This is a genomic window from Methanoplanus endosymbiosus, assembly GCF_024662215.1.
In the GTDB taxonomy this organism is placed as follows: Archaea; Halobacteriota; Methanomicrobia; order Methanomicrobiales; family Methanomicrobiaceae; genus Methanoplanus; species Methanoplanus endosymbiosus.
In genome coordinates, this window is record NZ_CP096115.1 from 2,821,387 (window position 1) to 2,844,476 (window position 23,090).

The window sequence follows — 23,090 nt, forward strand, 5'->3', positions numbered from 1 at the left end:
AAATTTCCAATTTATTGTATTCATATGATGTGGCAATTATTTTAACCAATGTTAAAACTCAACAAGAGCATTATTATCAATATTTTTCTGTTTTGTATAGAGGTTATAGTATTCTCCTTTTTTCTTGAGCAATTCTTCATGAGTTCCAGTATCTGAGATGCTTCCTTTCTTAAGGACATGAATTACATCAGCATTCAGAACTGTTGAGAGACGGTGTGCAATTATAATTACTGTCATATCTTTTGAGAGACGGTCAACAGATTCCATTACCCTTTGCTCTGAAACGTTATCGAGTGCACTTGTAGCCTCATCAAGAAGAAGTATTTCGGGTTTTCTTAGCATAATTTTGCTATTGCAACCCTTTGTCTTTGACCTCCAGAAAGTTTCATGCCCTGATCACCAATAATGGTTTCATAGCCTTCAGGCATTGTTATAATAAAATTATGTGCATCAGCAAGTTTTGCTGCTTCAATTATATCCTCTTCTGAACATTCAAGACCAAATTTGGTATTATTTTTAATGGTATCATGATAAACAAATGTCTCTTGTCCAAAATAATGCTTTATTATTATCCTACGAAGGCAATCATATTGTTAATATTGGTTTTATTCTGTTCTTGATGTGTACTATTTAATGTCTTCCCAGTTATCTAATGCTTCACAGATTTCATTTGCAATTACTTCATTAATATGTGGTGTTTGATTAAAATATTTTGCATATTCTGCCTGAAGTTTATTAACAACCTTCTGCCGGTCAGTCATTATATCGTCTACATGTTTTTTTAGTTGGGCATAATCACTTGCGCCGAGAACAAGTCCTAGGTATCGTTTGATTTTTACTGGATCTCCAGCTTGATCACGTAAAGCTGTGTTATTATCATGTGCTTCTAATCCCCGTAAATCAAGTATTTCGATAACGGGAACACCCATTTTTACCATATCTAATGTCACCGCTGAAATAAAAACAACAGCAAAGGCACAATTTTTCGCGAGTGCAAAAGGATGGGCATTGGAATAGGCCCATGTTGATCCATAATTATCTAAACCAAATACTCGCTCAAATGTTCCATCACGCTTTTCTTTAGGATGTAATTTTACAATAATGGGTAGATTATATTCCATTGCAATTCGTTGAATCGCTTCAATAGCTTTAATTTTTCTATCTTTTGGATGATAATCTGTTGTGCCAGGTCTCGAAAAAAAAGAGATGTAACCTTTCTCAAAGGGGAGATCTCTATTAGATTCCTGCGATAGCAGAAAGTCAATCCATTTGATATCATGACGAGGTACGCCCAAAGAACGTATCGATCCCTCATTGAGGCCATATTTTGATTGAAAGTAGCTTTTTTGATAATTACTATTGGTATATACTACTACATTATCAACATGATTACAGCTTACACTTTGATTAGTGTTAATATCAGTAATATTTGTAATATTTTCAGGAGTAATGCCTTCAAAATCTATACCGTGGCTTATTGAAAATATTGGTTTGGAGGACAGTGTAGACATTAGTTGACTATTATATTCTTTTGTTGATTCATATATATCAAACATCAGAGCAGTTTTTCGGTCATTAAAATAGTTGAGGGAGAAAATGTAATCCTTATATAAATATTTAATCAAAAAATCTAAAAGTTTTTGGATGTTGTTTGCAAAGTCAAAGAATTGAATTTTGTGCAATAAAATTTTTAAAGGTAAAGATAAAATATAGTGCCGATGATTTAACTTCTTTGCCTCTTCAAAATTCTTTGAAGTAGACATTATACTAGCGTGAGAACAAAATACAATGCGATCAAATAATTTAGAAGCTATTTTAATCAGAGTACTATCTAGATCTAGTTCATCGACAGTACGACTTTTTGGCATATAAAATATAAATTCAGAGTCAGGTTTTTTTTGTTTGAGATGATAGATTACAGAAATCCAACTATCAATAATTGCAAGACTGGGAGAACAACAAAAAAAGAAACATTCATTGGATCTGTTATTTACTTGCTTTTCGAAGGAATCACTAATTATACTAGTACCTTCATACTTTTGTTTATCATTTAAATGGTTCATAATATATGCTCGGGCATAACATGTGTGGCATTTTATAGGTGGGGACACCTATATGTCCGCTGATGACTGATAATCCGTAATTATCAGTTACCTTAAGCAGGAAGGACTTATTTCCTACTTATATGTCACTGAAAAATCCAACTTTGACCATTGGAGAAACTCCTTGATTGGAAGAAAATATGTTGCTCACCACCCACCCATAATTCCACAACATCTTGTACAGGCACAAAAACAATATTTATTTTTCTTCAAAATCTCGCGGAAAATATTTGCATCATTCCCATTAAAAATATCATTTATATCCTTTTCAAGCATATTCCCAATGACATAATTGTAGCACCTTGTATGGAAAACAACATCACCATTTGTTTTAATTGAAACCTGATTATACGGGAAAAAGCATTTATCTAAACCCTCTAAAGGTTGACCAGATAAATTATAATAATTACTCAGTTCAATTGGTTCAGTGTATGGAGGTCTAAAACGTATAGAACTAATATAATTCAATTTTATTCTCTTAATTTTTTTTATTTGTTGAGACAATACATAAAAATCTATATCGGTTGCTATACTTTCCTCACCAATTGATGACTGAGTCTGTTTCAACCTATAATCTTCAACTGTTGAGTTGTGATTATCTGCCATTTTCTTGCTAACAAAATACAAATGCTGAAATCTAACCTCTACATTTAGTTTTTCATTTTCTATCCCTTTTATAAGATCATATAAACCACCATAATTTAAATTGGATATACAACAGTTTATAACAACTTTCATATTCGGTTGAATTTCATGTAATCGTTTAATACCATTAATTGCCTTTCGATATATTCCTTTTCGTCCCCTAATCTTATCATGAATGTGTTCTGTTCCATCAATACTTACCATCACATAATCAACATTATTTTCTATCAATTCTTTGGCTTTCCTTTCCAACAATATTCCATTTGTGATTACAGCAACAGAATGGCCTTTTGAACTAATTAAGCCCACAATTTTTCCAATATCTCTATGAATTAATGGTTCTACCATCCCTAAAGAAAATTTCATTTTATTTTCTTTTAAAAGGGGAGACTCAAGTAACTTTTCTATGGTAGAAATCGGAATTTCATTTTCTGTATCAACTCGAAGTTTATCAATACCCTTTTTACTGGCTGTTCCGATATCACACATCACACAGTTAGCATTGCATATATTTGTTGCATAAATTCTTACCAGTTCCAAATGTGGTATTATCTGTATGTTATTCTCTTCTATCCAACCCAATTCAACAATACTATAGAATTTATTATAATAATCATTCAATATGATAATTGATACATCATTTTTCATATCAAAAACATTTTCAAGGGTTATGGTGAAATCATAATCCAATATCTTTCTATCAAGTGAATTAGATTCGCTTTCAAATTGGGATACATAATTGCAAATAAATATATTTTTATCTGTAATCAGCTCTAAGAGTGCATAATAATATTCAAGACTCTTATTATCAAAACCCCAAATAACTATGTTTTTTTTATCTGTTTTAGGTATAATCATGTCTTTTCACCACAGTTTTTATTCTGTAAATATCATAATTCATGGCCGAATAGTTATTTTAGATTTGTTCTTCCCATCTTTTTATCTCATGAATAAATGTTTCAAATTCATTAAGTGGAATCATATTGGGCCCGTCTGATAAAGCAGTAGATGGATCAGGATGCACTTCAAAGAAAAGCCCAGAAACACCAAGAGCAAGTGCCATTTTTGTAAAAGGCATAGCATATGTTCGATTACCCCCTGTAGTCGATGATGTTGAAGCAGGAGTTTGAAGAGAATGAGTTATGTCCATAATTACAGGGTAATTAAAATCTAATAGATCCACGATATTTCTTGGATCTACAACAAGGTTGTCGGATCCAAATATATTTCCGCGCTCGGTTAATAGTACTTTATCGTTGTCATTAGCAATAATTTTCTCAATAGGGAATTGCATAGCCTTTGCCGATAGAAATTGAGCTTTTTTAATATTCACAATTTTACCAGTTTTTGCAGCCTCTACAAGTAGATCTGTTTGTCTGCATAAGAAGGCAGGGATTTGAATAATATCACAGACCTCAGCAACACGTGATGCCTGCCATGCTTCATGAATATCTGTGAGAATCGGTAGACCTATAATATTCTTTACATTGCCTAATATACGCAATCCCTCATCCAGTCCGGGACCGCGATAGGATGAAAGAGATGTCCTATTGGCTTTATCAAATGATGCCTTGAAGATAATAGGTATATTATACTTAACTGCAAGTTCTTTTAGACGCATTGCAGTGTTCAATACTAAATCTTCACTCTCAATAACACATGGACCAGCAATAATAAACCGTTCCGAAGTGATTTTTTTATAAAGATCAATCATAATTAATTTTTCCTCGTATCAGGTTAACAATCCCTATCGCAATATTATCCCTATTAACAATTGGATAGATATTTTTTCCTGTTTTTCCTGCTGTATCGATGACTTTTTGTATTGTATCATTTGGGGAAAATACAATTGGGAAACTATTCATGATATCTGCAGCATTCAATTTATATATCTTTTGTTTTTTGTATTGTAAATATTGATGAATATCATCATCAGCAACAATACCCAGAAGTTCAGATTCATTATTAATAATCAAAACTAAACCCTTGTGCCCCTCCGATTTTTTTTTTAATACCTGCGTAATATCATCTTTAGAATCAACATGGGGGAATATTGTCTGCATGATGTCCACTACTGTCTGTAGCTTTGATGGCTCCAACCACTGTGCTTCGGCATCCAGTTGTAGTTTTGTTTTTTTTATGTCCGATCGAATTAATTTTTTTAATGAGTATTCTTTCTTGGAGTATTCTTCAGAAAAGTTATTATTATTCTCTCTGGAAGGTTCAACTCGCTGATTCTGTAAGAATTCATTGGCGATCTCTGCAACCACACCTTTTCCACCCGAAGCTTTGCAGATGTAATCGACCTTTGATTTTATTGATTTGGCGGCATCAGCTGGGGCTATTGAAAATCCACAAGCCTGAAGTAGTTCAAGGTCGTTCAAATCATCTCCCATATAGATTACTTCTGAAAGTAATATATCATAGTCAGAACAGATCTCTTTAGCACATGCTAGTTTATCACTTATATTCTGATGAATTCCAGTAATACCCAGTTCATTACATCGAATTGATAAAGATTCAGATTTTCGACCAGAGATTACAAAAACATAAAACCCAGCTCTAATAATCTCTTTAATCGCAAGACCATCTTTTACATTGAACTTTTTATATGTCTCGCCACCTGATCCATAGTATAGCGAACCATCTGTTAATACGCCATCACAATCAAGAAAGATTGCCCGGATATGTTGTAATTTAGATGAATTATTTGTAATAGTCATGTTTGAAAAACTGCCCTCAAAGAGTGTCATAATTATAAAATTATTTGTAAGTAATATTCCTTAATTATAAATTCTCATCATTTTCATATAGTTTTTTTGCTTTTGCAAGATCTTTATATGTATTTATTTCAAAAATGTTATCTTTAGTAGTGGTCACTATAATCTTATAACCATTTTCTAAAGCCCTTAACTGCTCAAGGCTTTCACATTTTTCAAGATCCGTAACAGACATTTTCGAATATTTTAAAAGGAAATCTCTTTGAAAAGCATATAAGCCGAGATGGCAGTAAACTGGAGCGTTTCCTTTTTTTCTATAATATGGAATTGAAGCCCGTGAAAAATATAAAGCCTCACTATTTTTATTAAGAAGTACTTTAACAACATTCGGGTTATTAAAATCATCATTTTTCAATTGGCAGGCAACAGTTGTCATCTCAGGGTTTGTTTTATCTAAGTAAGGTTTTAATAAGGCGCAAAGCAAATCTTTTGTGATAAAGGGCTGATCTCCCTGGATATTAGCAATAACATCAACATCACTATACAATTCAGCTACTTCAGCAACTCGATCAGTCCCCGAAATATGATCTGACCGTGTCATTATTGCCAGTCCATTAAAAGAGATGACACAGTCAATAATTCGCTGATCATCGGTAGCAACGATTACTTTATCGAAATAATTTGAAGCCAGGGCCGCTTCATAAACCCATTGAATCATTGGTTTCTTTTGGATTGTTTCAAGTGGTTTTCCTGGCAGTCTGGTGGACTCATACCGAGCAGGAATCACAGCAATTATTTTCATTGAAATACTCCCAAGTGCTTATGAATATCAATAATGCGGATCATTCCAACACAAAAGTTATTCTGATCAATGACAGGAAAAACAGAAAAAGATACACTTAAATTATTTTGTAACTTAAGAACATCGTAACATAACATATCGTCATATACAATTGTTGGATCTGATGTCATCATATCCTGACTAGTTAATGTCGTGAGCTGATCCGGTTTCGTTTTTTTGAGGATTCTTCTGATATCTCCATCAGTAATGATACCAATTAAAAAGCCCTGATCATCAACTACATTTACTGCGCCAGTGCTTTTTTTGTTCATACCCTCAATAACACTAATCCAGTCATCTTCGAGGGTTACCAATGGGTTATTGTTCCCACCATGCATAATATCTCTAACTTTTAAGGTAAGTCTTTTACCAAGGCTACCCGCAGGGTGGTTAAGTGCAAATGTGTGGGGTGTGACCTTTTTTAATGTCATGAGGATCACAGCAATCGCATCACCGATTGCAAGAGAGACTGTGGTGCTTGTAGTGGGTACCAAATTATATTGGTCAGCTTCCTTTTCAAAGAAATAGTTAAGACATGCATTGGATTTTTGTGAAAGTATTGAGTTTTTGTTTCCTACAATCGCTATTACTGGAACATTTCTATGATTGAGGTATGGTAAAAATTTTATAATTTCTTCAGTTTCTCCGCTATTACTGATAATTATAGCAACATCATCCTTTGTTGCTATACCAAAGTCTCCATGTAAGGCTTCTGAGGGATGGAGATAGATAGAAACACAACCTATACTGTTAAGTGTGGCAGATATTTTTTTGGCAATAATACCTGATTTTCCAATCCCTATGAGAACAAACTTTCCCTTACAACAATCCAGTATATTAATTGTAGCTCTTATTTGAGAAGTGTCAATATATTCTGCAACATTTTTTATTGCGTTACTTTCCTCATACAACACACTTTTGAAAGTTTCAACAAAATCTTCGTTCATTTTGATTAAACACCTCTATCTATTTTATTTTTCCTGAAAAACTCATCAATCATATAAACATCCTCCACATCTTTATCTCTCTGATGGTTGTTTTTCCTCTCTCTAATTATTTTTATGTTCGCAAATTTCAAACCCCTGAATAAAAAATGATTTTTATTATTGGTAATTATCTCATCATCTGAAATAGGTAATGATGGATTGTTATATTCATGATAGCCTTTATGAACGATATCAACATTCTCTGATAGAGATCTCGATTTTTCATCAAAGAGTTTCTCTCGAATTGTGCTATGTAAAATAAAATCAATATCTGTTGCTTCTCTTATACCAACTATTTCAAGTGGTCCACTACCCACAATGCAACAATCGTTTTTGGAAATTCCGTAATGTTTTAAAACATTTTCATATTCACACAACCAATTAAATAATTCCTTGCGGTAATGTGTTGCTTTTCTTAGATTAAGATGTGCAAGATTGTTCTGTGATAAAAAAATACTGGTGATGTGTTGTGTATGTTCGCTGTTATCTGAAGTATGTAAAGTTATGAATTTTTCCTTCTCGATTATCGAATTCCAATTATCTCTAATTTTTTCTTTTTGTTTAATTACCTGAAGACACATGTCCCGCTGATTCATTTGTATGTATTCGGGTTCGTCAATATAGAAAAAAATTAATCTTAAATCCGTGTTATATTCTTTTAAAAGATTAATTTTATTAGTTATCTTTTTGGGTATATCAACTCCAAACTCCTGAGAATAAATATCGTATACAAGTTCATCAAAGTTAGAATTATTAATCTTAAAATCTTTTACGTAAATAATCTTATAGCTTTTCGTAATTATTTCCTGTATATCGTCCCAATATTCTTTTAGTGGTGCCCACAGTATACAGGCAAAAACATTTTCTTTTTTAATTTTGCAGAATGTTTCTACAATGATGTTAATCTCCTCTTGTTCAAAATCATTTTCCAGAAACCATTTATAATCCCACTTGCGACCTAGACGGGGTTCATAGAGAACAATTGGCTCAATATTAAAATATATGCAGCAACTTGCACGATGAGCTCCATCCAGAATGATACCATTTTGGGATGAAACAGGTATAAAATACTCTTTTTGGAAACCACTTTTCTTAAATGATTCAATCATCAACAGAAAATCATCGAGATATCTGTCAATCCCTTCCTTGGAATGGGATTGATAAGGTTTTCCATCAATGTATTGATAGATGTATTGTTTGCCACCGGTTCTTTTTAAGATGTGGTTGATATATAATTTGTTAAAAAAGTCATTATCTTGTCTACTTTCTAAAGCCTGTATATATAGATATTTAACAATAATATCCAACCTTTCAGGAACGAGTAAATCCTTAGGGTTAATTTTTTTTACATTGTTATGTGTACTCATTTTTTGCCTCAGAATCAATAGAAATCAATCAAATCTCCTTAATTATATTAATGCATATCGTCATCTCATTCAAATCCCGCTCTCCAAGATCTTTCCTCTACTCATCCATAGATCGTATCTGCCCGCCGTATCGTCAAGAGCCGGGGGCAATAATCCTATTATTGATAATTTGGTCATATTAACTATTAATTATGTTGCTTTTGCTTTGTGTAGAGGTTGTAGTATTCTCCCTTTGCCTCGAGTAATTCTTTATGTGTTCCGCTTTCTGATATCTTTCCTTTCTTAAGGACATGAATCACATCAGCATTCTGCACTGTTGATAAGCGGTGTGCAATAATAATTACTGTCATATCTTTTGAAAGGCGGTCAACAGATTCCATTACTCTCTGCTCGGATACATTGTCAAGTGCACTTGTAGCCTCATCCAGCAGAAGTATTTCGGGTTTCCTTAACATAATTCTTGCGATTGCAACCCTCTGTCTCTGTCCGCCGGAAAGCTTCATACCCTGATCGCCGATAATGGTCTCATAACCATCAGGTGTTGCCATAATGAATTCATGGGCATCAGCAAGTTTTGCTGCTTCAGTTATATCTTCATCTGAGCATTCAAGACCAAACCTGATATTTTCTTTAATGGTATCATGATAAACAAATGTCTCCTGTCCGAGATAACCAAGTGTTCTTAAGTAATCTGATTTGCTGAAATCATAGATATTTACTCCGTCAACAAGTACACCTCCTGAAGTTGGCTTATAGAGTAATGCAAGGAGATTTGCAATAGTTGTCTTCCCGGCTCCGGAGTTTCCGACAATTGCAACTTTTGAGTTTTTCTTTATTTCAAAGGATAAGTTTTGGATTGTATTGTTCAGGCCTTCTTTATACCTGAAATTTACATCTCTGAATGTAATTGCCTGATTAAATATGAATCTCTTCTTTTCCCGCTTTTTATCTGCAACCTTCTCGGAACTTAATTCTGAATCCTCATAATCTTTAAGAAGATCATATACAGATTCTATTGCCGGCAACTGCTGCATAATGGCACCATATTGAGTCTGACATCCGTTTAATGCCGGAATCATTCTGTAAAGGGCAAGGAGATAAGTTCCGAATATTCCAATGTACGGCAGAAAATTCCCGTCTGTAAAAATATAAAGCCCTATTGCCCCCAGAGCTATTATCATGAATAAAATGAAATTATTTATAATTCCGGGAATTCTCCGGATAAACACAACTTTGGTGTAACTTTTAAGTAACTTTTCTACAGCAACATCATATTTCTTTGCCCAGAATTTTATTGAATCTGTAATGAATATAGATTTAATTCCGGATATAAATTCATTGTATATCACAGATTTGACTTTTGAAACATCATTTAGTATTCTTCCATGGTTGTATATCCTTGTAAAAATTATTTTTTTGATGAAAAATACAAACATAACTCCAAAAATAAGTATAAATATACTTATTTCAAATGACAGGATAAATATAAATAATAGATAGAAGGTACAAAGCAATAGATTCTGAATAAAAATTATAAAATTATTTACTGCACTTCCAGTTTGATTTACTGCTATCTGCCCAATGTATAATAAATCTCCCTGTTTATGTCCGGCAAAATATTCATATGGCTGACTCTTTAATATTTTGAATACTAAGTGATCTGTTGTATTCCTGACTGATGCAAATGTCAGGCTAGCAAAATATGCAATAATAATCTCAAATCCTGTCATAAATAGTGTGGTCACTGCAAGCAGAATTCCTGATGCTATAAAAGGATTAACATCCAAAGGGAATATTAACTGGAATATTGTATCGAATATTGACAAGTTACTGTTTACATCAAGTCCATAATTAACGATTGGATAAATGAGTGCTACTCTGAATACATCCAATGCACTAAAGGCCATCAGACTAATTAGATAGACAGCCATCAGTTTTTTATGCGGCCTGAAAAAATAGAAAAGCATCTGAAATGAGTTTTTAAGATCGGCCACTAAATTTGCACACTCCTAAAATATATTCTATAATTAATTCCATCTCCAAAATCTTTCAAGATTTTGTAATTATTTAGATAAATCATACTTGTTCTTTTCCTTTAATTTAATTGATATAATTTAAATGTTTGTTCTCTAGGATTCTGTCTATAAGGTGGCTCCTGATAAATCCTCTACATCCTGAATTAGTGTTTTCATCTTTTATTTTTATTAACCTCTTTTAAATAATTGAGCAGATGGGTTTTATCTGTAAGTTGTTTCTCTTTCCACCATATTTGTTCTTTTGATGTAGTTATAAATGTCTTGTGTAAATGCGTAATGTTTGGTTGTACCAATATTTGATGGTGCATCTTAAGTTCGGGAGAATCATCAAAATAGTCCTCAATCGGACGTTTGCTCCTGCCGGTGATTAAGATTAAGTCCTCAATTCCGGAGTTAATTGCCTCTTCAACAACATAGTGAATAATCGGTCTGTCAATAAGAGGGAGCATCTCTTTTGGCATAGCCTTTGTTGCCGGCAGAAATCTTGTTCCAAGACCTGCAACAGGTATTACTGCCTTTTTAACTTCACTCAATATTCACCCTCCCGAATATGACAATTTCCAAAGTAAATTTAATTTTCATAATTACTCCCCAATCCCTTAAAATTTACAAAAATTAGACTCTATTATATCTGACGTTATTCATTTCCTGACAGTTACTCTTAAAAAGACCACGTACATCTATAAATGATGATTCTGAATTCATTAGCTCATTATAATCTTCTACTTTAAGATTATTGAACTCCTCATGAATAACAGTAAGAATTATGCAGTCCGCTTTGAAATTGTTAATTATATCATTCTTCTTTGTGCTGATATCAGTTTCGTTTGAGGTATTAAATAAGGAACCATCAACCGGAACAGCACCAAAATGTTCAATCTCTGAATTTTTTAGTAAGGGATCATAGCCATAAACATCAACACCCCATTCCTTAAGTTCCTGAATCATGTATTCAACAGGACTCTCTCTGGTGTCAGCGACATTTTCTTTGTATGTAAGGCCCATGATAAGAACTTTGGCACCTTTTATGACTTTTCCGGCTTCAATCATACCCTTTATGGCCATTTCTGCCACGTGCTTTGGCATGTAGTCGTTGATTGCACGACCTGCCAGTATTACCTGAGGATGGTATCCAAGTGCCTTGGCTTTGTAAACAAGATAATAAGGATCAACCGGGATGCAGTGTCCGCCAACAAGACCTGGTCTGTACTGGTGGAAGTTCCACTTGGTTGATGCCGCATCAATGACTGCTTTTGTGTCAATATCCATCCTGCTGAAAATTAAAGAAAGTTCATTCATCAGGGCAATGTTTAGATCACGCTGGATATTTTCTATGACCTTTGCAGCCTCGGCGGTTTTGATGTTTTGAGCTTTGTAAACCGTTGTAATTAAGCCATATATATCTGCAAGAGTTTCTGTTGTCTCTTCATCCATTCCGGAGATAATTTTTGTTATTTTATCCAGAGTGTGTTCGTCATCACCGGGGTTGATTCTTTCAGGAGAATAACCTACTTTGAAATCCACTCCGCATATCATACCGGATTCTTTTTCAAGAGTTGGAATTACTATTTCTTCTGTTGCACCCGGATACACTGTAGACTCAAGCACAACAATAGCACCGTGTTTTAGGTTCTGGCCAACGGTGGTGGCTGCGGATTTAACATATGATAGATCAGGCTCTTTGGATTTTAGAACCGGAGTTGGAACACATATTGCAATCATATCAGCTTCCTTTATCATTGCGGAATCTGATGTAACAATAAGTGATGTTTTGGTTGAATCAGCTATCTCCTTTGCTTTTGCTTCAACAATTTCATAGCCGATTGTCCTGATCTTTCCGGTAAAAGCTTCTGCAAGTGGAAGGCCCACATATCCAAGACCTACCACGCAGACTGTCATATCTTCAGTTGATTTTGAACTTTCTACCTTTGAATCAGACTTTTTTGTCACATTTTGTATTGATGATTTTTCAGTTGATGCTGATTTTGGATCTTTATCTGTTGGTTTTGACGTTACTGGTTCTGGTACCATTCTATTGTCTCCCTAAGCCCATCATTAAGACTGTATTCTGGTTTGTAGTTGAATGCTTTATTTGCTTTGGAAATGTCTGCAAGTGAATCCCTTACATCCCCGACTCTTGGCTCTTCATATATTGGCTCTGTATCGAAATTTAATATTTCCATTATGTTTTTGGCAAGGTTATTGAGTGATATTCTTTCACCACATGCAATATTGTAAAATCCGGTTGCATCAGACTCCATTGCCTTGACATTTGCCTGGATTACATTTTTGACATACGTAAAGTCACGGGTCTGTTCACCGTCTCCGTAGATGATGGGCGCTTCCTTATTCAGAACTTTCTTAATAAAGTTTGGAATTACTGCTGCATACTGTGAATTAGGGTCCTGCTTTGGGCCGAAGACATTGAAGTAACGGAGTGCAACAGTGTCAAGACCGTAGAGGTCTGTAAAGATTCTGCAGTAAGTCTCACCTGCAAGTTTCTGAAGAGCATATGGTGAGAGGGGGGAAGGGCACATAGTCTCTACCTTTGGCAGTGTTGGCGTATTTCCGTAAACCGAGGATGAAGATGCAAATACTACTTTTCTGACACCGCAGTCACGGGCAGCAATAAGAACATTTAATGTACCTTCAATATTGACATTGCTGGTCCTTGCCGGATCTGCAACTGATCTTGGAACTGAAGGTATGGCTCCCTGGTGGAAGATTCCGTCTGCATCTTCAAACTCTTTTTTTAGGAGATCCAGATCTGTTATGCTTCCTTTTACAAAATTTACTGAATTTCCCAGATCTTCAGCAGTTCCTGAATCGCCGGTTTTATTCTCAACAAGGTCTTTGATATTGATATATCTCCCCGTTGCCCCGTCATCAATTATTGTGACATCATGATCTTTCGCCAGGTATTCCGAAAGATTTGAACCGATAAAACCCATTCCGCCGGTGACAATATATTTCATAATTATTCAGCGTAATCAGTAATTGGATTGATACCACTCAATGGTTTTCTTCAGGCCGGCATCAAAAGTTGTCTGAGCAACAAAGCCAAATTCGTCCTTTGCACGGCTGACATCAAGGCATCTCTTTGGCTGGCCGTCAGGCTTTGTGGTGTCCCAGACGATTTCACCGTTGAATTCTGAAATGTCAGAAGTTTTTGTTACGAGGTCGCGGATGGTAATTTCCATGCCGGAACCTAAGTTAACCGGGTCAGGTTTGTTGTATTTTTCTGCTGCAAGGACAATTCCACGTGCAGCATCATCAACATATAAGAACTCACGGGATGCACTTCCTGTGCCCCAGACTTCAACTGAATCAGAATCGTTCCTTATTGCGTCAGTGAACTTCTTGATGAGGGCCGGAATGACGTGTGAGCTTTCGGGATTGAAGTTGTCACCGGGGCCGTAGAGGTTTACCGGGAGAAGGTATATTGCATTGAAATCATACTGCTGCCTGTATGCCTGTGCCTGGACAAGCATCATCTTCTTTGCAAGGCCATAGGGTGCATTTGTCTCTTCCGGATAACCATTCCAGATGTCGTCCTCCCTGAACGGGACCGGGGTGAACTTGGGGTAAGCACATATTGTACCGACTGCAACAAACTTCTCAACTCCGGCCTGCCGGGCAGCTTCCATGAGCTGAATGCCCATTATTGCGTTGTCATAGAATAAAACACCGGGATTGTTCTGGTTGTAGCCAATACCGCCAACATTTGCTGCAAGGTGAATTACAATGTCAATACCTTCAACAGCCTTTACGCAGTTCTCCCAGACTTTGAGGTCGCATTCACTGCTTCGCGGAATAATAATGTCGTCCGGATTTGCTCCTTTGGATACCAGTTCCTTTACAACATTCTTTCCAAGAAAGCCGTTTCCCCCGGTTAAAAGAATTTTTTTGCCAGTAAAATATGTCATATTATGCCCTTATGTATGTTTTAATAATTCTGATAATTACCAGATATATAATATCGTATTCAGGTTTTCACTGATCCCGGATCAGGGATTTTCAGTTTAAATTTTCATTAACGATCTAATCCCATTATGATCCAATCTCATCAGTTTCCTGATCTCATCAACAACCTGAATCGTCCCATCGTTTACGTAATTATAATCTTTATTCTGAACTGTTAATCTACTTTTTGATTTACGTCTTAACCTACTTCCTGATTTAAAGTCCAAAATCCAGTCTCCGGCATACAAATCCTCAATGGAAATCTCCTCTCCAAAACCGTTCTTTGAAACCTCATTGATAACCCATTCATCCTCTGCAAAGCCGTCTCTTCTAAGGACCAGTGTATAAACTCCGTTTGATACAGCTTCAGAAATTGTGCTGTAACCGGTTTTTGTTACAACAAGGTCGCACATTGCAATCCAGTTCTGCGATTCTGTCTCCGACTTTGGGATTTTAACTGAATTTGAGATATTCAGCCCGGAGTTAAACGGGAGCAGAATTTTTACTCCCGGAATATCAAACAGTAACTCAGGGATATTATCCTCAATGTTTAACAGGTTTAAAAAAATCACAAATTCATCTGAAATCCCGGCCTTAAACTTTAAATCTTCAGTAACCTTCCGGGTAATTAAGGAAATCTCTTTTTTATTCTCAAATACATCCATCGGTTCATTAAATGGAAGTACAAGCGCAGAATCTGCACATGCATAAGCATCCTTTATACGGATGACATCAGGATCATCATCTCCAAAAAGACCTGAAAAGACAATATGCCAGGTAAAGTTGGAGACTGCAACAGAAGGTATCTCTGCTTTGGCCGAAGCAGTAAATGCCTGCGGAACAATGTCCGAGATCACCAGGTCCACACCCTCATCCGTTAAAAATGCCGTTTCTGTGGAGATAAATTCCGGCCATGATCTCATCCAGTCTTTAAAAAGACTGTATGTCCCGGTTTTATCAACCTCAAGCGTCCCCGGTTCCAGAATAACACCTACGTCATTATTCTGACTGACAACCCTGATATTATATCCATCAAGTGAATTAAAAAAGAATTCGGGAGATTTACTGGTTTTAATGATGAATTCAGCATCCTTAAAATACTCAGTTATACCCCTGATTACTGCAACACAGCGTGTGGCATGCCCCATGCCATAGTCACTGACATAATAGCAGATCTTCAGTCGCCTTTCCACCATTTGTCAGGGAATTTCTTCTGAATTATCTCGTCACCCTCACCGACAACCTCAAGTCCGGCCTCCCTCATATCGGCATCAACCATGATTTTTACCAGGTCTGAGAATGTTATCTGAGGTTTCCATCCAAGTTCCCTCTGTGATTTTTCAGAGTTGCCAATTAAAACCTCAACCTCTGTAGGGCGGAAATACTTTGGATCAATCTTTACGTAATCTTCCATATCCTTTCCAACATATGAGAAAGCTTTCTCCAGAAACTCCTTTACTGAATGCGTCTCACCGGTTGCAATAACAAAGTCATCAGATTTATCGTGCTGAAGAATTCTCCACATTCCCTCTACATATTCCGGTGCAAAACCCCAGTCCCTTCTTGCATCAAGATTACCCATATAGAGGTACTTCTGCTTTCCGGCAATGATAGATGCTATACCACGTGTAACTTTTCTTGTAACAAATGTCTCTCCACGTCTTGGTGATTCATGGTTGAATAAAATACCATTTGAGGCAAAGAGGTTGTAGCCTTCACGGTAATTCCTGACCATCCAGTATGCGTAAAGTTTTGCACAGGCATACGGACTTCTTGGAATAAATTCTGTATTTTCATCCTGTGGAGGATTTGCCGCACCAAACATCTCACTGCTTGACGCCTGGTAAAACTTAATTACGTTATTGTTCTTCCTGATTGACTCTAAGATCCTCGTTGAACCAAGACCGGTTACATTTCCGGTATATTCCGGAGTATCAAAACTGACCCTCACATGGCTCTGGGCGCCGAGATGATAGACTTCATCAGGTTTTTCATTGTAGATTATATTGGATATCTGTTCACAGTCTGCAAGATCCCCGTAGTGCAGAAACATCTTTGCCTGCGGGTCATGCGGATCAGAATAGATATGATCAATCCTTCCGGTGTTAAAAGATGAAGCTCTTCTGACAATTCCATGCACTTCATAACCTTTACTGAGAAGCAGTTCGGCAAGATAAGATCCATCCTGTCCGGTTATCCCCGTGATTAATGCTTTTTTTCCCATAAAACTTATAGAGGTTTGATCTGCATTGCAAATAATATGTTTGTATTCAGGTTTTCCGGAGCACAAATTATGCACTGAAAAGCAACTAACTATGCTGCTAAATTGAAACCAGTGAAGGCACCTTTTTTCATCACCGGACCTTTGATGCTGCCGTGTGGAGGATACGGGCCACTAATTAAGGTAAGAAGAACTGATAAGTACAGCATTTGACATTATGAAGACTTCATTTACAATCATTGTAATCACCCTATTCCTGGTTATCGCCCAAATGTCCGGATGAGAAATTGTCACTTTTTGTAACGTCACTATAGATTATTGTCCAAGACCTTAGTATATGTCAGTTACCTATTGTAACTTCATTAAATTCCTCCTTGTCGAAAGATCCAGTATCTTCAATATTGCAAATCAGGAAATAGTGTCAATGAAATAACAAAATATTAATAATGTCAATTCTTATTTAAATAATTATGAAGCGGATTCAAATCATTGTCAGTTGCAATGTTCAGAATGCTGAATTCCGTGAGTATATTTTAAAAGAGGCTTTTGACAGAGACATTACAGGGTATGTAAAAAATCTTGGAGATGCCAGGGTTGAAATTATTGCCGAAGGGAAGGAAGAAGAACTCCGGACATTTTTTTCTCAGACAAAGATAACATGTAATTCTTCTGCTGTAGATTCAGAATATGTCAATACAAAAATAGAAAAGGTTCTTTACCGGTTCAGGTTTGAAACACTTTCATCATATGTTGTAACAAATGACATTACATTCATTAATGAAAGTTCTGATTGCATCAGCGTAATTAATATGATCTTGGTGAATATAAGCCATTTCTGAAGATAACTGATTCTAATGGAGAATATCTGGAATTTTCAGGGGCAGAGGAAGCCGGAAAAAATGATCATTCAGAACATCTTATAAATATATACCTTGCTGAAGGCAGAGAAATAAAACCGGATTATAGGCGGACTATTACAATTGAAAATTATTCTCCGTCCTCAGATAATAATGCCCATTCAAAGTACGAAAATTCAAAGTACGTTCTGTTTAATTTTGATCTGGTTAAAGAGGTCAACACCTATGTTATAATTGAAGCTGTGGAGCATTTTGATTTCGATGATTATTTAGATGCAGTTGATCAGAAACGTGATCTGCTCGGAAAATCTGATTTTAAAGCTCTTTGTGAAAAGACAAATTTTGTCAGCCATAGATGTGGGGGGCGCGCATATTTCTTATTTGAGGGAGATGGTTCAGAATACACATTAAGAATTACTCGTCATCATAAAGTCCATAAGAGATTATTGGGGTGGATTTGTACTGGTTTATTTTTGGGAATTACTTCAGTAGTTATAATTCCCTTGGGTTTGTTTTACTCATATAATAATGGATTTCTGGAAAATTCAGGTCTTTTTATTACTTATCCTGTATTTGTGATATCAACTTTGGTTATAATCAAAGGGTGGCTCTTCCTCAAGGACGTTGATAGTTCTCTTGAAAAATTTAATTGGGGATATGTTTTTCTTGTTGCAATTCTGGTTGTAGAATTAATTGCGATATTCATATTTTCTATTCTTAAACATGGAGCATCCCCTCTGTTTTAAGATTCATAATAACAGAATGTATTCATTCCAATTGCTACCTCTGAAATTAAGATATTCCGGATAATTCTCAATTTTAAAACCACAGCATTATCCAGCAGTATTCTGTATATTACAAAATGCCAGCGCACAATATAAACGCATAAATAATATTGTGTCCTATTAGGTTACTTATGGCTCACCGTGGAAGGGCAACACTTCTGCCGATCAAAGCTTCATATGCAAAAGCTATTCGAGGGAAGAAAGAATCCAAAGATAAAGATAAGGAGATCAGGAAAGGTCTCGCAGACGGAAGCAAAATTAAAATTTAGGATTCGTGAATTATGGCAGTGATATCTTCTCCTGATAAATTGAATTCTGAACGTAAAAGTAACTCTCCTGCCAAATGCGCATGGATTGAAGTTATGCTGGAACCTGAATTTAATATCTACGATAAACGGGATTTAAATAAGGAGCAATTGTTTGATGAATTAAGTCAGGACTGTTGGAATATATTTGAAAGTATGGTGGAATGGCAGACTAATGCAATTCGTTATTCACTTCCAACTGATTGAATTATGGACAGATATGACAAATCCTTTGTAATAGATGCTGAAACTACTTTAAAGAGAATCTCAGATACATCATATGGTGGCAAATTAATAAGATCTCTAATTATACATTCAGTTAACTGTAAAGAGTGGGAAGCTGAAAAAAATTTATTCAGACAAAAGTTAGTTGAACCTGAATCCGGCTTTTCAGACAAAATTGATTTGGCAGCTACAAGATGGTACGTGGAAATTTCGGATTTAAACAATGATCAAAAATGCCATCATAGACATAATGGTCATATTGATTTTCGACCGATTTCACCAACAATTAGTGATGCTTTTCTTCCAATTCCACAGAAAAAGAATTTCTTTGTAACATGTCAAAAAATGTATAAATCTGATGACTTTAATTATCCATTAATCAGGACAGTCCCCTATACAGTTCCGGATTCAAAATTATCTATGTGTGCTCCTGCGAGCATGTGGATTATTTTATCCACATTGTCCAATGAACTGGGTAAGCAGCACCTATCTCTTTATGAAATAATTGATAGTCTTCCAAAAAAGAGCGGTAATAAACCCATAGAAGCACGTGATTTTAATTGGCTTATTGAGAAACTTGGATATTCGCATTATTATTACTATGGCGTATCTAAGAGTATTTTGTATGATGAAATAGAACAGAAACTTAGTAGTGATGAATGTATAAAAGAATGTTGTCTTAGACATCTTTATGATAATATCTGGCGTGAAAATAAAAACAATAATGTAATGGATTCACATGTGTTATATTCCTACATTGAATCTGAAATACCAGTTTATCTTGTTTTTAATTATAAAGATCTATTGAAGATTGATAATTATCCCGGTGAAAAAGCTGAAAAAGATAATTATAATGAAATATATCATGTGATCGTTGCAATAGGATATACATTAACAGATAACGGAGAAATAGACAACTTTATAGTACATGATGTAAATGCATCCCCATTTATGACAATTCCACGTACAACCATAGATGAATGTCTCTTAGAAGCAGTTGTTTTACTCCCTGAAGATACATATCATTACAATTTTGCCAAATTTTCATTTACTCGTGCTATAGAAACTATCTCAAAATTTGATGACAAAATTAAAGAAATAGTGTCGACTGGAAAGGTTATTCATAGGCCTTATTTGATGAGATCACAGAGGGTTAAATTCTGGTTTACTGACCGGGATAAATATTGTGATAAAGTTACAAAAATATTCTCTAAGGCAGATCTGCCAAAATATGTCTGGGTTTTTGAGGTTAGCAATCCTGAATTAAAAAAATCTGATAAATCCATAGGAATTATTATTTTTGATGCTGGTATTTCTAATAAAAACGCAGGCCCTATATTGATTTCACTGCCAAAATTTATGCTGTGGTACGAAGAAGGGAAAAGAAAAATGGAAGAATATAAGAAACCAATTTATGATTCATTACTCATATTTCGTTCAAACGTAAATGAAAGTAAAGGGCAAAATTCCAATGTTTTTTAATTTCCGATCTATGTTACCCAAGCATCTCCTTAAACCGTGCCGGTGCACCGACAGCCAGCATTCCTGCCGGCACATTCTTTGTCACAACCGCTCCGGCGGCAACAAGAGCACCCTCACCTATAACAACTCCGGGAAGAATAGTTGCATTGGCGCCGATTGAGGCGCCTTTTTTTATCACCGGACCTTTGATGCCGCCGCGTGGAGGGTACGGGTCATTAGTAAGTACTGCATTTGGGCCGATGAAGACGTTATCCTCAATTACCACGTTAGTGGGGATATAGACAAGACTCTGAAGTGAGACATTGTTCCCGATAATGCAGTTGCCCTCAATGATTACAGAACTGCCGACAGAGACATTGTCTCCGATAGTTGTCTTCTCCCTAATCATCACCGAATGTCCGGATTAAAAATTGTCACCTATTGTAACATCACTGTAGATGATTGTCCCCGGCCTTAACACAAAATTGTTGCCAATTGTAACTCCGGTGAAATCCTCTTTGCCGGATTTTCTGAGATTCTCCAGATTCTCCCTTGAGGGAAAACCCAAAGTCACATCCTTAAAGATGTGTCCACCATCACCCATTTTGTTTATACCATATGTATCAGGATTTACTGTTTTTCATTTTATCGCCGAACCATGAAATAATCAGCCGGATTACTATAAAATATTCGCAGTTTATTTATACTTGAGTTAGTAAAATTAAGCGAAGTCAAACAGTTTGATCAATATATTTATATAACATAACTATTTTGTATGTTGACTTTTCAACAAGGGGAAATCCTATTTCCGCACGAGATATCCAACATTGTGATGTTGATATCATTAATTTTCTGAAGAAAAATGGATATGAAAAAGAGTTTTTAAATGGTAATCGGAGTGTATTTCACCATGCCCCAATTTACATGAATGGGCTAATCATTTTACCACGTGGTTCCAACATGAGTAAAATGTCTGAAAATCTTCTGGAATGTGGAACTGCACGTGATCTGAGTCATTTTATCTCAAAATCTCCATGGTCAGCTGAAAGGGTTATGAGACTAAATCGCATTAATGCTGTTAAACTTCTTGGACCTGGTGGTTCTTTGATAATTGATGAATCCGGCCAACAGAAATACGGGAAACATGCAGTAGCTACCTCAAAGCAGTACCTTGGAACAGTTGGACGAACCTGCAATGCACAGGTTGAGGTCTTTGGTTCCTACTGTGTTGGCCAAAACTCGGCCATTATTGATTTTCAGGTTTTCTTCACAGAGAGTTGGGTAAACAATACAGAAAGAAGTCTTAATTCTGGAACTCCACTTGAACTGCTCGAACATAGGACAAAACCAGACTTAGCATTAGATATCGTTGACCGGGCAATTTCTGATAAGATACCCTTCACTTACGTTCAGGCAGATGCATTGTACGGAAATGATTCAAAATTCCTTGGTGGTCTTGAAGAACGTGGTTTGACATTTATTTGCGACATAGCAAGTGATACGCAGGTTTATATTACCAAACCAGAGCTGGAATTACCAAAAAGAAAAGGAAATGTAGGGAGATTTCCTTCAAAACTTAAAGTGAAGAACACTTCACAAACTAAAGTTAAATGGTTGTCAGAAATCCAAAAAAACTGGAAAACTGTCGATATAAGATTGACTGACAGAGGTATAAAAAATGTCGAATGTGCGGAACTAATTGTATGGCGTCGGCATAATGATCTGCCCGTTGAAAAACCAGTAAAACTCATTATGATTCGCGATCTGAAAGAAGATTTCCTGAGATTTGCAGTTTCAAATAGTCTGGAATTTGACTTGGAATATCTTGTGAAGGCACAGGCAAAGCGCTACTGGATTGAAAGAAATTTTGAAGATGTAAAAGGTCTGTGTGACTTGGATAGCTTCAGAGGGAGAAGTTGGACATCCTTAAATCATCACATTGCTCTTTGTGTAACTGCTCATTTGTTTTTGTTGCATTTGAAGGAATATTTCCGGAAAAAATCGAAGATACTCTCACTAAATCAGATTGTGGCAATAGTAAGATTGCATAAACCACTAAAAGTTTTTACAACACAGGAACTTGCTGATTTGATAAATAGAACCAATTTGATACGTGCAAAAATGAGAGATCGAAGAATTATGAAGTTTATTCGGAAACGCTATGAAAAAGAGAATCACTGGTCAACTAATATTCTGGAGTTCCGAACAAAGGGCTAAATTTTAGTCAACGCATCATCAGAGTTGAGCCTTTGCTTACCGTGAGGTTTAGAACTTAGATTAATATTGGTCAATTATATTTCAGTCAATTGAATATAATTTTTGTAAAATAATGGTGTGGTTGCCCAAAACTGAATTTGTGACCGAAACTTGAGTTCCTAATATCGCAAATGTGGCGATTTTCACTAAAAAAGTATGCGCACTTTTGCAGTTTTACCAACACAAGTTATATTTACTGATTGCATATCGCTGTTTTTGATCAGAATATCTGAGCGGTTAACAAACAATCACATCAGAACAAAGAACAGGAACACTTAGTGAACCTGATAATTTACAATATCCAGACAACCTCAGAGAAC

At 35.7% G+C, this 23,090-nt stretch carries 21 protein-coding genes and 1 pseudogene; 6 read left to right on the top strand and 16 right to left on the bottom strand.

What is annotated here, in order from left to right; translation table 11 throughout:
- Positions 1–51: 51 nt before the first annotated feature.
- The 15 genes from L6E24_RS13120 to gmd all read right to left on the bottom strand — a co-directional run bounded on the left by L6E24_RS13120 (position 52) and on the right by gmd (position 16,884).
- A complete protein-coding gene (locus tag L6E24_RS13120) occupies positions 52–342 on the bottom strand; it encodes a P-loop NTPase family protein (protein WP_257742410.1) in 291 nt (96 codons plus the stop codon).
- Positions 343–626: 284 nt separating this feature from the next.
- Positions 627–2,063 (bottom strand): hypothetical protein, encoded by a 1,437-nt coding sequence (locus tag L6E24_RS13125; RefSeq protein WP_257742411.1) that lies wholly within the window; start codon positions 2,061–2,063, stop codon positions 627–629.
- A 186-nt stretch (positions 2,064–2,249) separates the two neighbouring features.
- Positions 2,250–3,605 (bottom strand): radical SAM/SPASM domain-containing protein, encoded by a 1,356-nt coding sequence (locus L6E24_RS13130; RefSeq protein WP_257742412.1) that lies wholly within the window; start codon positions 3,603–3,605, stop codon positions 2,250–2,252.
- A gap of 58 nt (positions 3,606–3,663) precedes the next feature.
- On the bottom strand, positions 3,664–4,461 hold the full coding sequence (gene kdsA, locus L6E24_RS13135) for a 3-deoxy-8-phosphooctulonate synthase (protein ID WP_257742413.1): 798 nt from the start codon (positions 4,459–4,461) through the stop codon (positions 3,664–3,666).
- Entirely contained in the window at positions 4,454–5,500 is a 1,047-nt protein-coding gene (locus L6E24_RS13140; RefSeq protein ID WP_257742414.1) for an HAD hydrolase family protein, read from the bottom strand. The genes kdsA and L6E24_RS13140 overlap by 8 nt, the downstream gene beginning before the upstream one ends.
- Before the next feature lie 34 nt (positions 5,501–5,534).
- The gene (kdsB, locus tag L6E24_RS13145) at positions 5,535–6,269 is read right to left on the bottom strand and encodes a 3-deoxy-manno-octulosonate cytidylyltransferase (RefSeq protein ID WP_257742415.1); all 735 of its coding nucleotides are present in this window, start codon (positions 6,267–6,269) and stop codon (positions 5,535–5,537) included.
- Complete coding sequence (locus L6E24_RS13150; RefSeq protein ID WP_257742416.1) at positions 6,266–7,255, bottom strand: KpsF/GutQ family sugar-phosphate isomerase; 990 nt, start codon at positions 7,253–7,255, stop codon at positions 6,266–6,268. Before L6E24_RS13150 ends, kdsB begins: the two co-directional genes overlap by 4 nt.
- A gap of 5 nt (positions 7,256–7,260) precedes the next feature.
- The gene (locus L6E24_RS13155; RefSeq protein ID WP_257742417.1) at positions 7,261–8,661 is read right to left on the bottom strand and encodes a hypothetical protein; all 1,401 of its coding nucleotides are present in this window, start codon (positions 8,659–8,661) and stop codon (positions 7,261–7,263) included.
- A 185-nt stretch (positions 8,662–8,846) separates the two neighbouring features.
- Positions 8,847–10,628, bottom strand: coding sequence for an ABC transporter ATP-binding protein (locus L6E24_RS13160; protein WP_308219160.1), 1,782 nt, complete (start codon positions 10,626–10,628; stop codon positions 8,847–8,849).
- A gap of 221 nt (positions 10,629–10,849) precedes the next feature.
- Positions 10,850–11,230: a sugar phosphate nucleotidyltransferase gene (locus tag L6E24_RS14825; RefSeq protein WP_308219126.1), complete on the bottom strand. Its 381-nt coding sequence runs from the start codon at positions 11,228–11,230 to the stop codon at positions 10,850–10,852.
- An 82-nt stretch (positions 11,231–11,312) separates the two neighbouring features.
- The gene (locus L6E24_RS13170; RefSeq protein WP_257744037.1) at positions 11,313–12,596 is read right to left on the bottom strand and encodes a nucleotide sugar dehydrogenase; all 1,284 of its coding nucleotides are present in this window, start codon (positions 12,594–12,596) and stop codon (positions 11,313–11,315) included.
- A gap of 113 nt (positions 12,597–12,709) precedes the next feature.
- Positions 12,710–13,672, bottom strand: coding sequence for an SDR family oxidoreductase (locus L6E24_RS13175; RefSeq protein WP_257742418.1), 963 nt, complete (start codon positions 13,670–13,672; stop codon positions 12,710–12,712).
- 15 nt (positions 13,673–13,687) lie between these two features.
- Positions 13,688–14,623, bottom strand: a complete 936-nt coding sequence (locus L6E24_RS13180; RefSeq protein WP_257742419.1) for a GDP-L-fucose synthase family protein — start codon at positions 14,621–14,623, stop codon at positions 13,688–13,690.
- A gap of 96 nt (positions 14,624–14,719) precedes the next feature.
- A complete protein-coding gene (locus tag L6E24_RS13185) occupies positions 14,720–15,856 on the bottom strand; it encodes a glycosyltransferase family protein (RefSeq protein ID WP_257742420.1) in 1,137 nt (378 codons plus the stop codon).
- Positions 15,838–16,884, bottom strand: a complete 1,047-nt coding sequence (gmd, locus tag L6E24_RS13190) for a GDP-mannose 4,6-dehydratase (protein ID WP_257742421.1) — start codon at positions 16,882–16,884, stop codon at positions 15,838–15,840. The genes L6E24_RS13185 and gmd overlap by 19 nt, the downstream gene beginning before the upstream one ends.
- Positions 16,885–17,351: 467 nt before the next feature.
- Here gmd and L6E24_RS13195 point away from each other — a divergent pair, with 467 nt between their 5' ends.
- From L6E24_RS13195 to L6E24_RS13215, 5 genes are all read left to right on the top strand, one after another.
- A complete protein-coding gene (locus L6E24_RS13195) occupies positions 17,352–17,720 on the top strand; it encodes an acylphosphatase (protein WP_257742422.1) in 369 nt (122 codons plus the stop codon).
- A 260-nt stretch (positions 17,721–17,980) separates the two neighbouring features.
- Positions 17,981–18,484: a hypothetical protein gene (locus L6E24_RS13200; RefSeq protein ID WP_257742423.1), complete on the top strand. Its 504-nt coding sequence runs from the start codon at positions 17,981–17,983 to the stop codon at positions 18,482–18,484.
- A gap of 170 nt (positions 18,485–18,654) precedes the next feature.
- Entirely contained in the window at positions 18,655–18,792 is a 138-nt protein-coding gene (locus tag L6E24_RS13205; RefSeq protein ID WP_257742424.1) for a hypothetical protein, read from the top strand.
- A 12-nt stretch (positions 18,793–18,804) separates the two neighbouring features.
- Entirely contained in the window at positions 18,805–19,035 is a 231-nt protein-coding gene (locus L6E24_RS13210) for a hypothetical protein (protein ID WP_257742425.1), read from the top strand.
- Positions 19,036–19,038: 3 nt separating this feature from the next.
- Positions 19,039–20,535, top strand: coding sequence for a cysteine peptidase family C39 domain-containing protein (locus L6E24_RS13215; protein ID WP_257742426.1), 1,497 nt, complete (start codon positions 19,039–19,041; stop codon positions 20,533–20,535).
- A 13-nt stretch (positions 20,536–20,548) separates the two neighbouring features.
- Here L6E24_RS13215 and L6E24_RS14715 read toward each other — a convergent pair.
- Positions 20,549–21,118 (bottom strand): annotated as a pseudogene (locus L6E24_RS14715) (acyltransferase).
- Between the two features lie 320 nt (positions 21,119–21,438).
- On the opposite strand from L6E24_RS14715, the gene L6E24_RS13230 reads away from it, so the two are divergent.
- The gene (locus tag L6E24_RS13230) at positions 21,439–22,731 is read left to right on the top strand and encodes an IS701 family transposase (RefSeq protein WP_257744035.1); all 1,293 of its coding nucleotides are present in this window, start codon (positions 21,439–21,441) and stop codon (positions 22,729–22,731) included.
- Positions 22,732–23,090 lie beyond the last annotated feature (359 nt).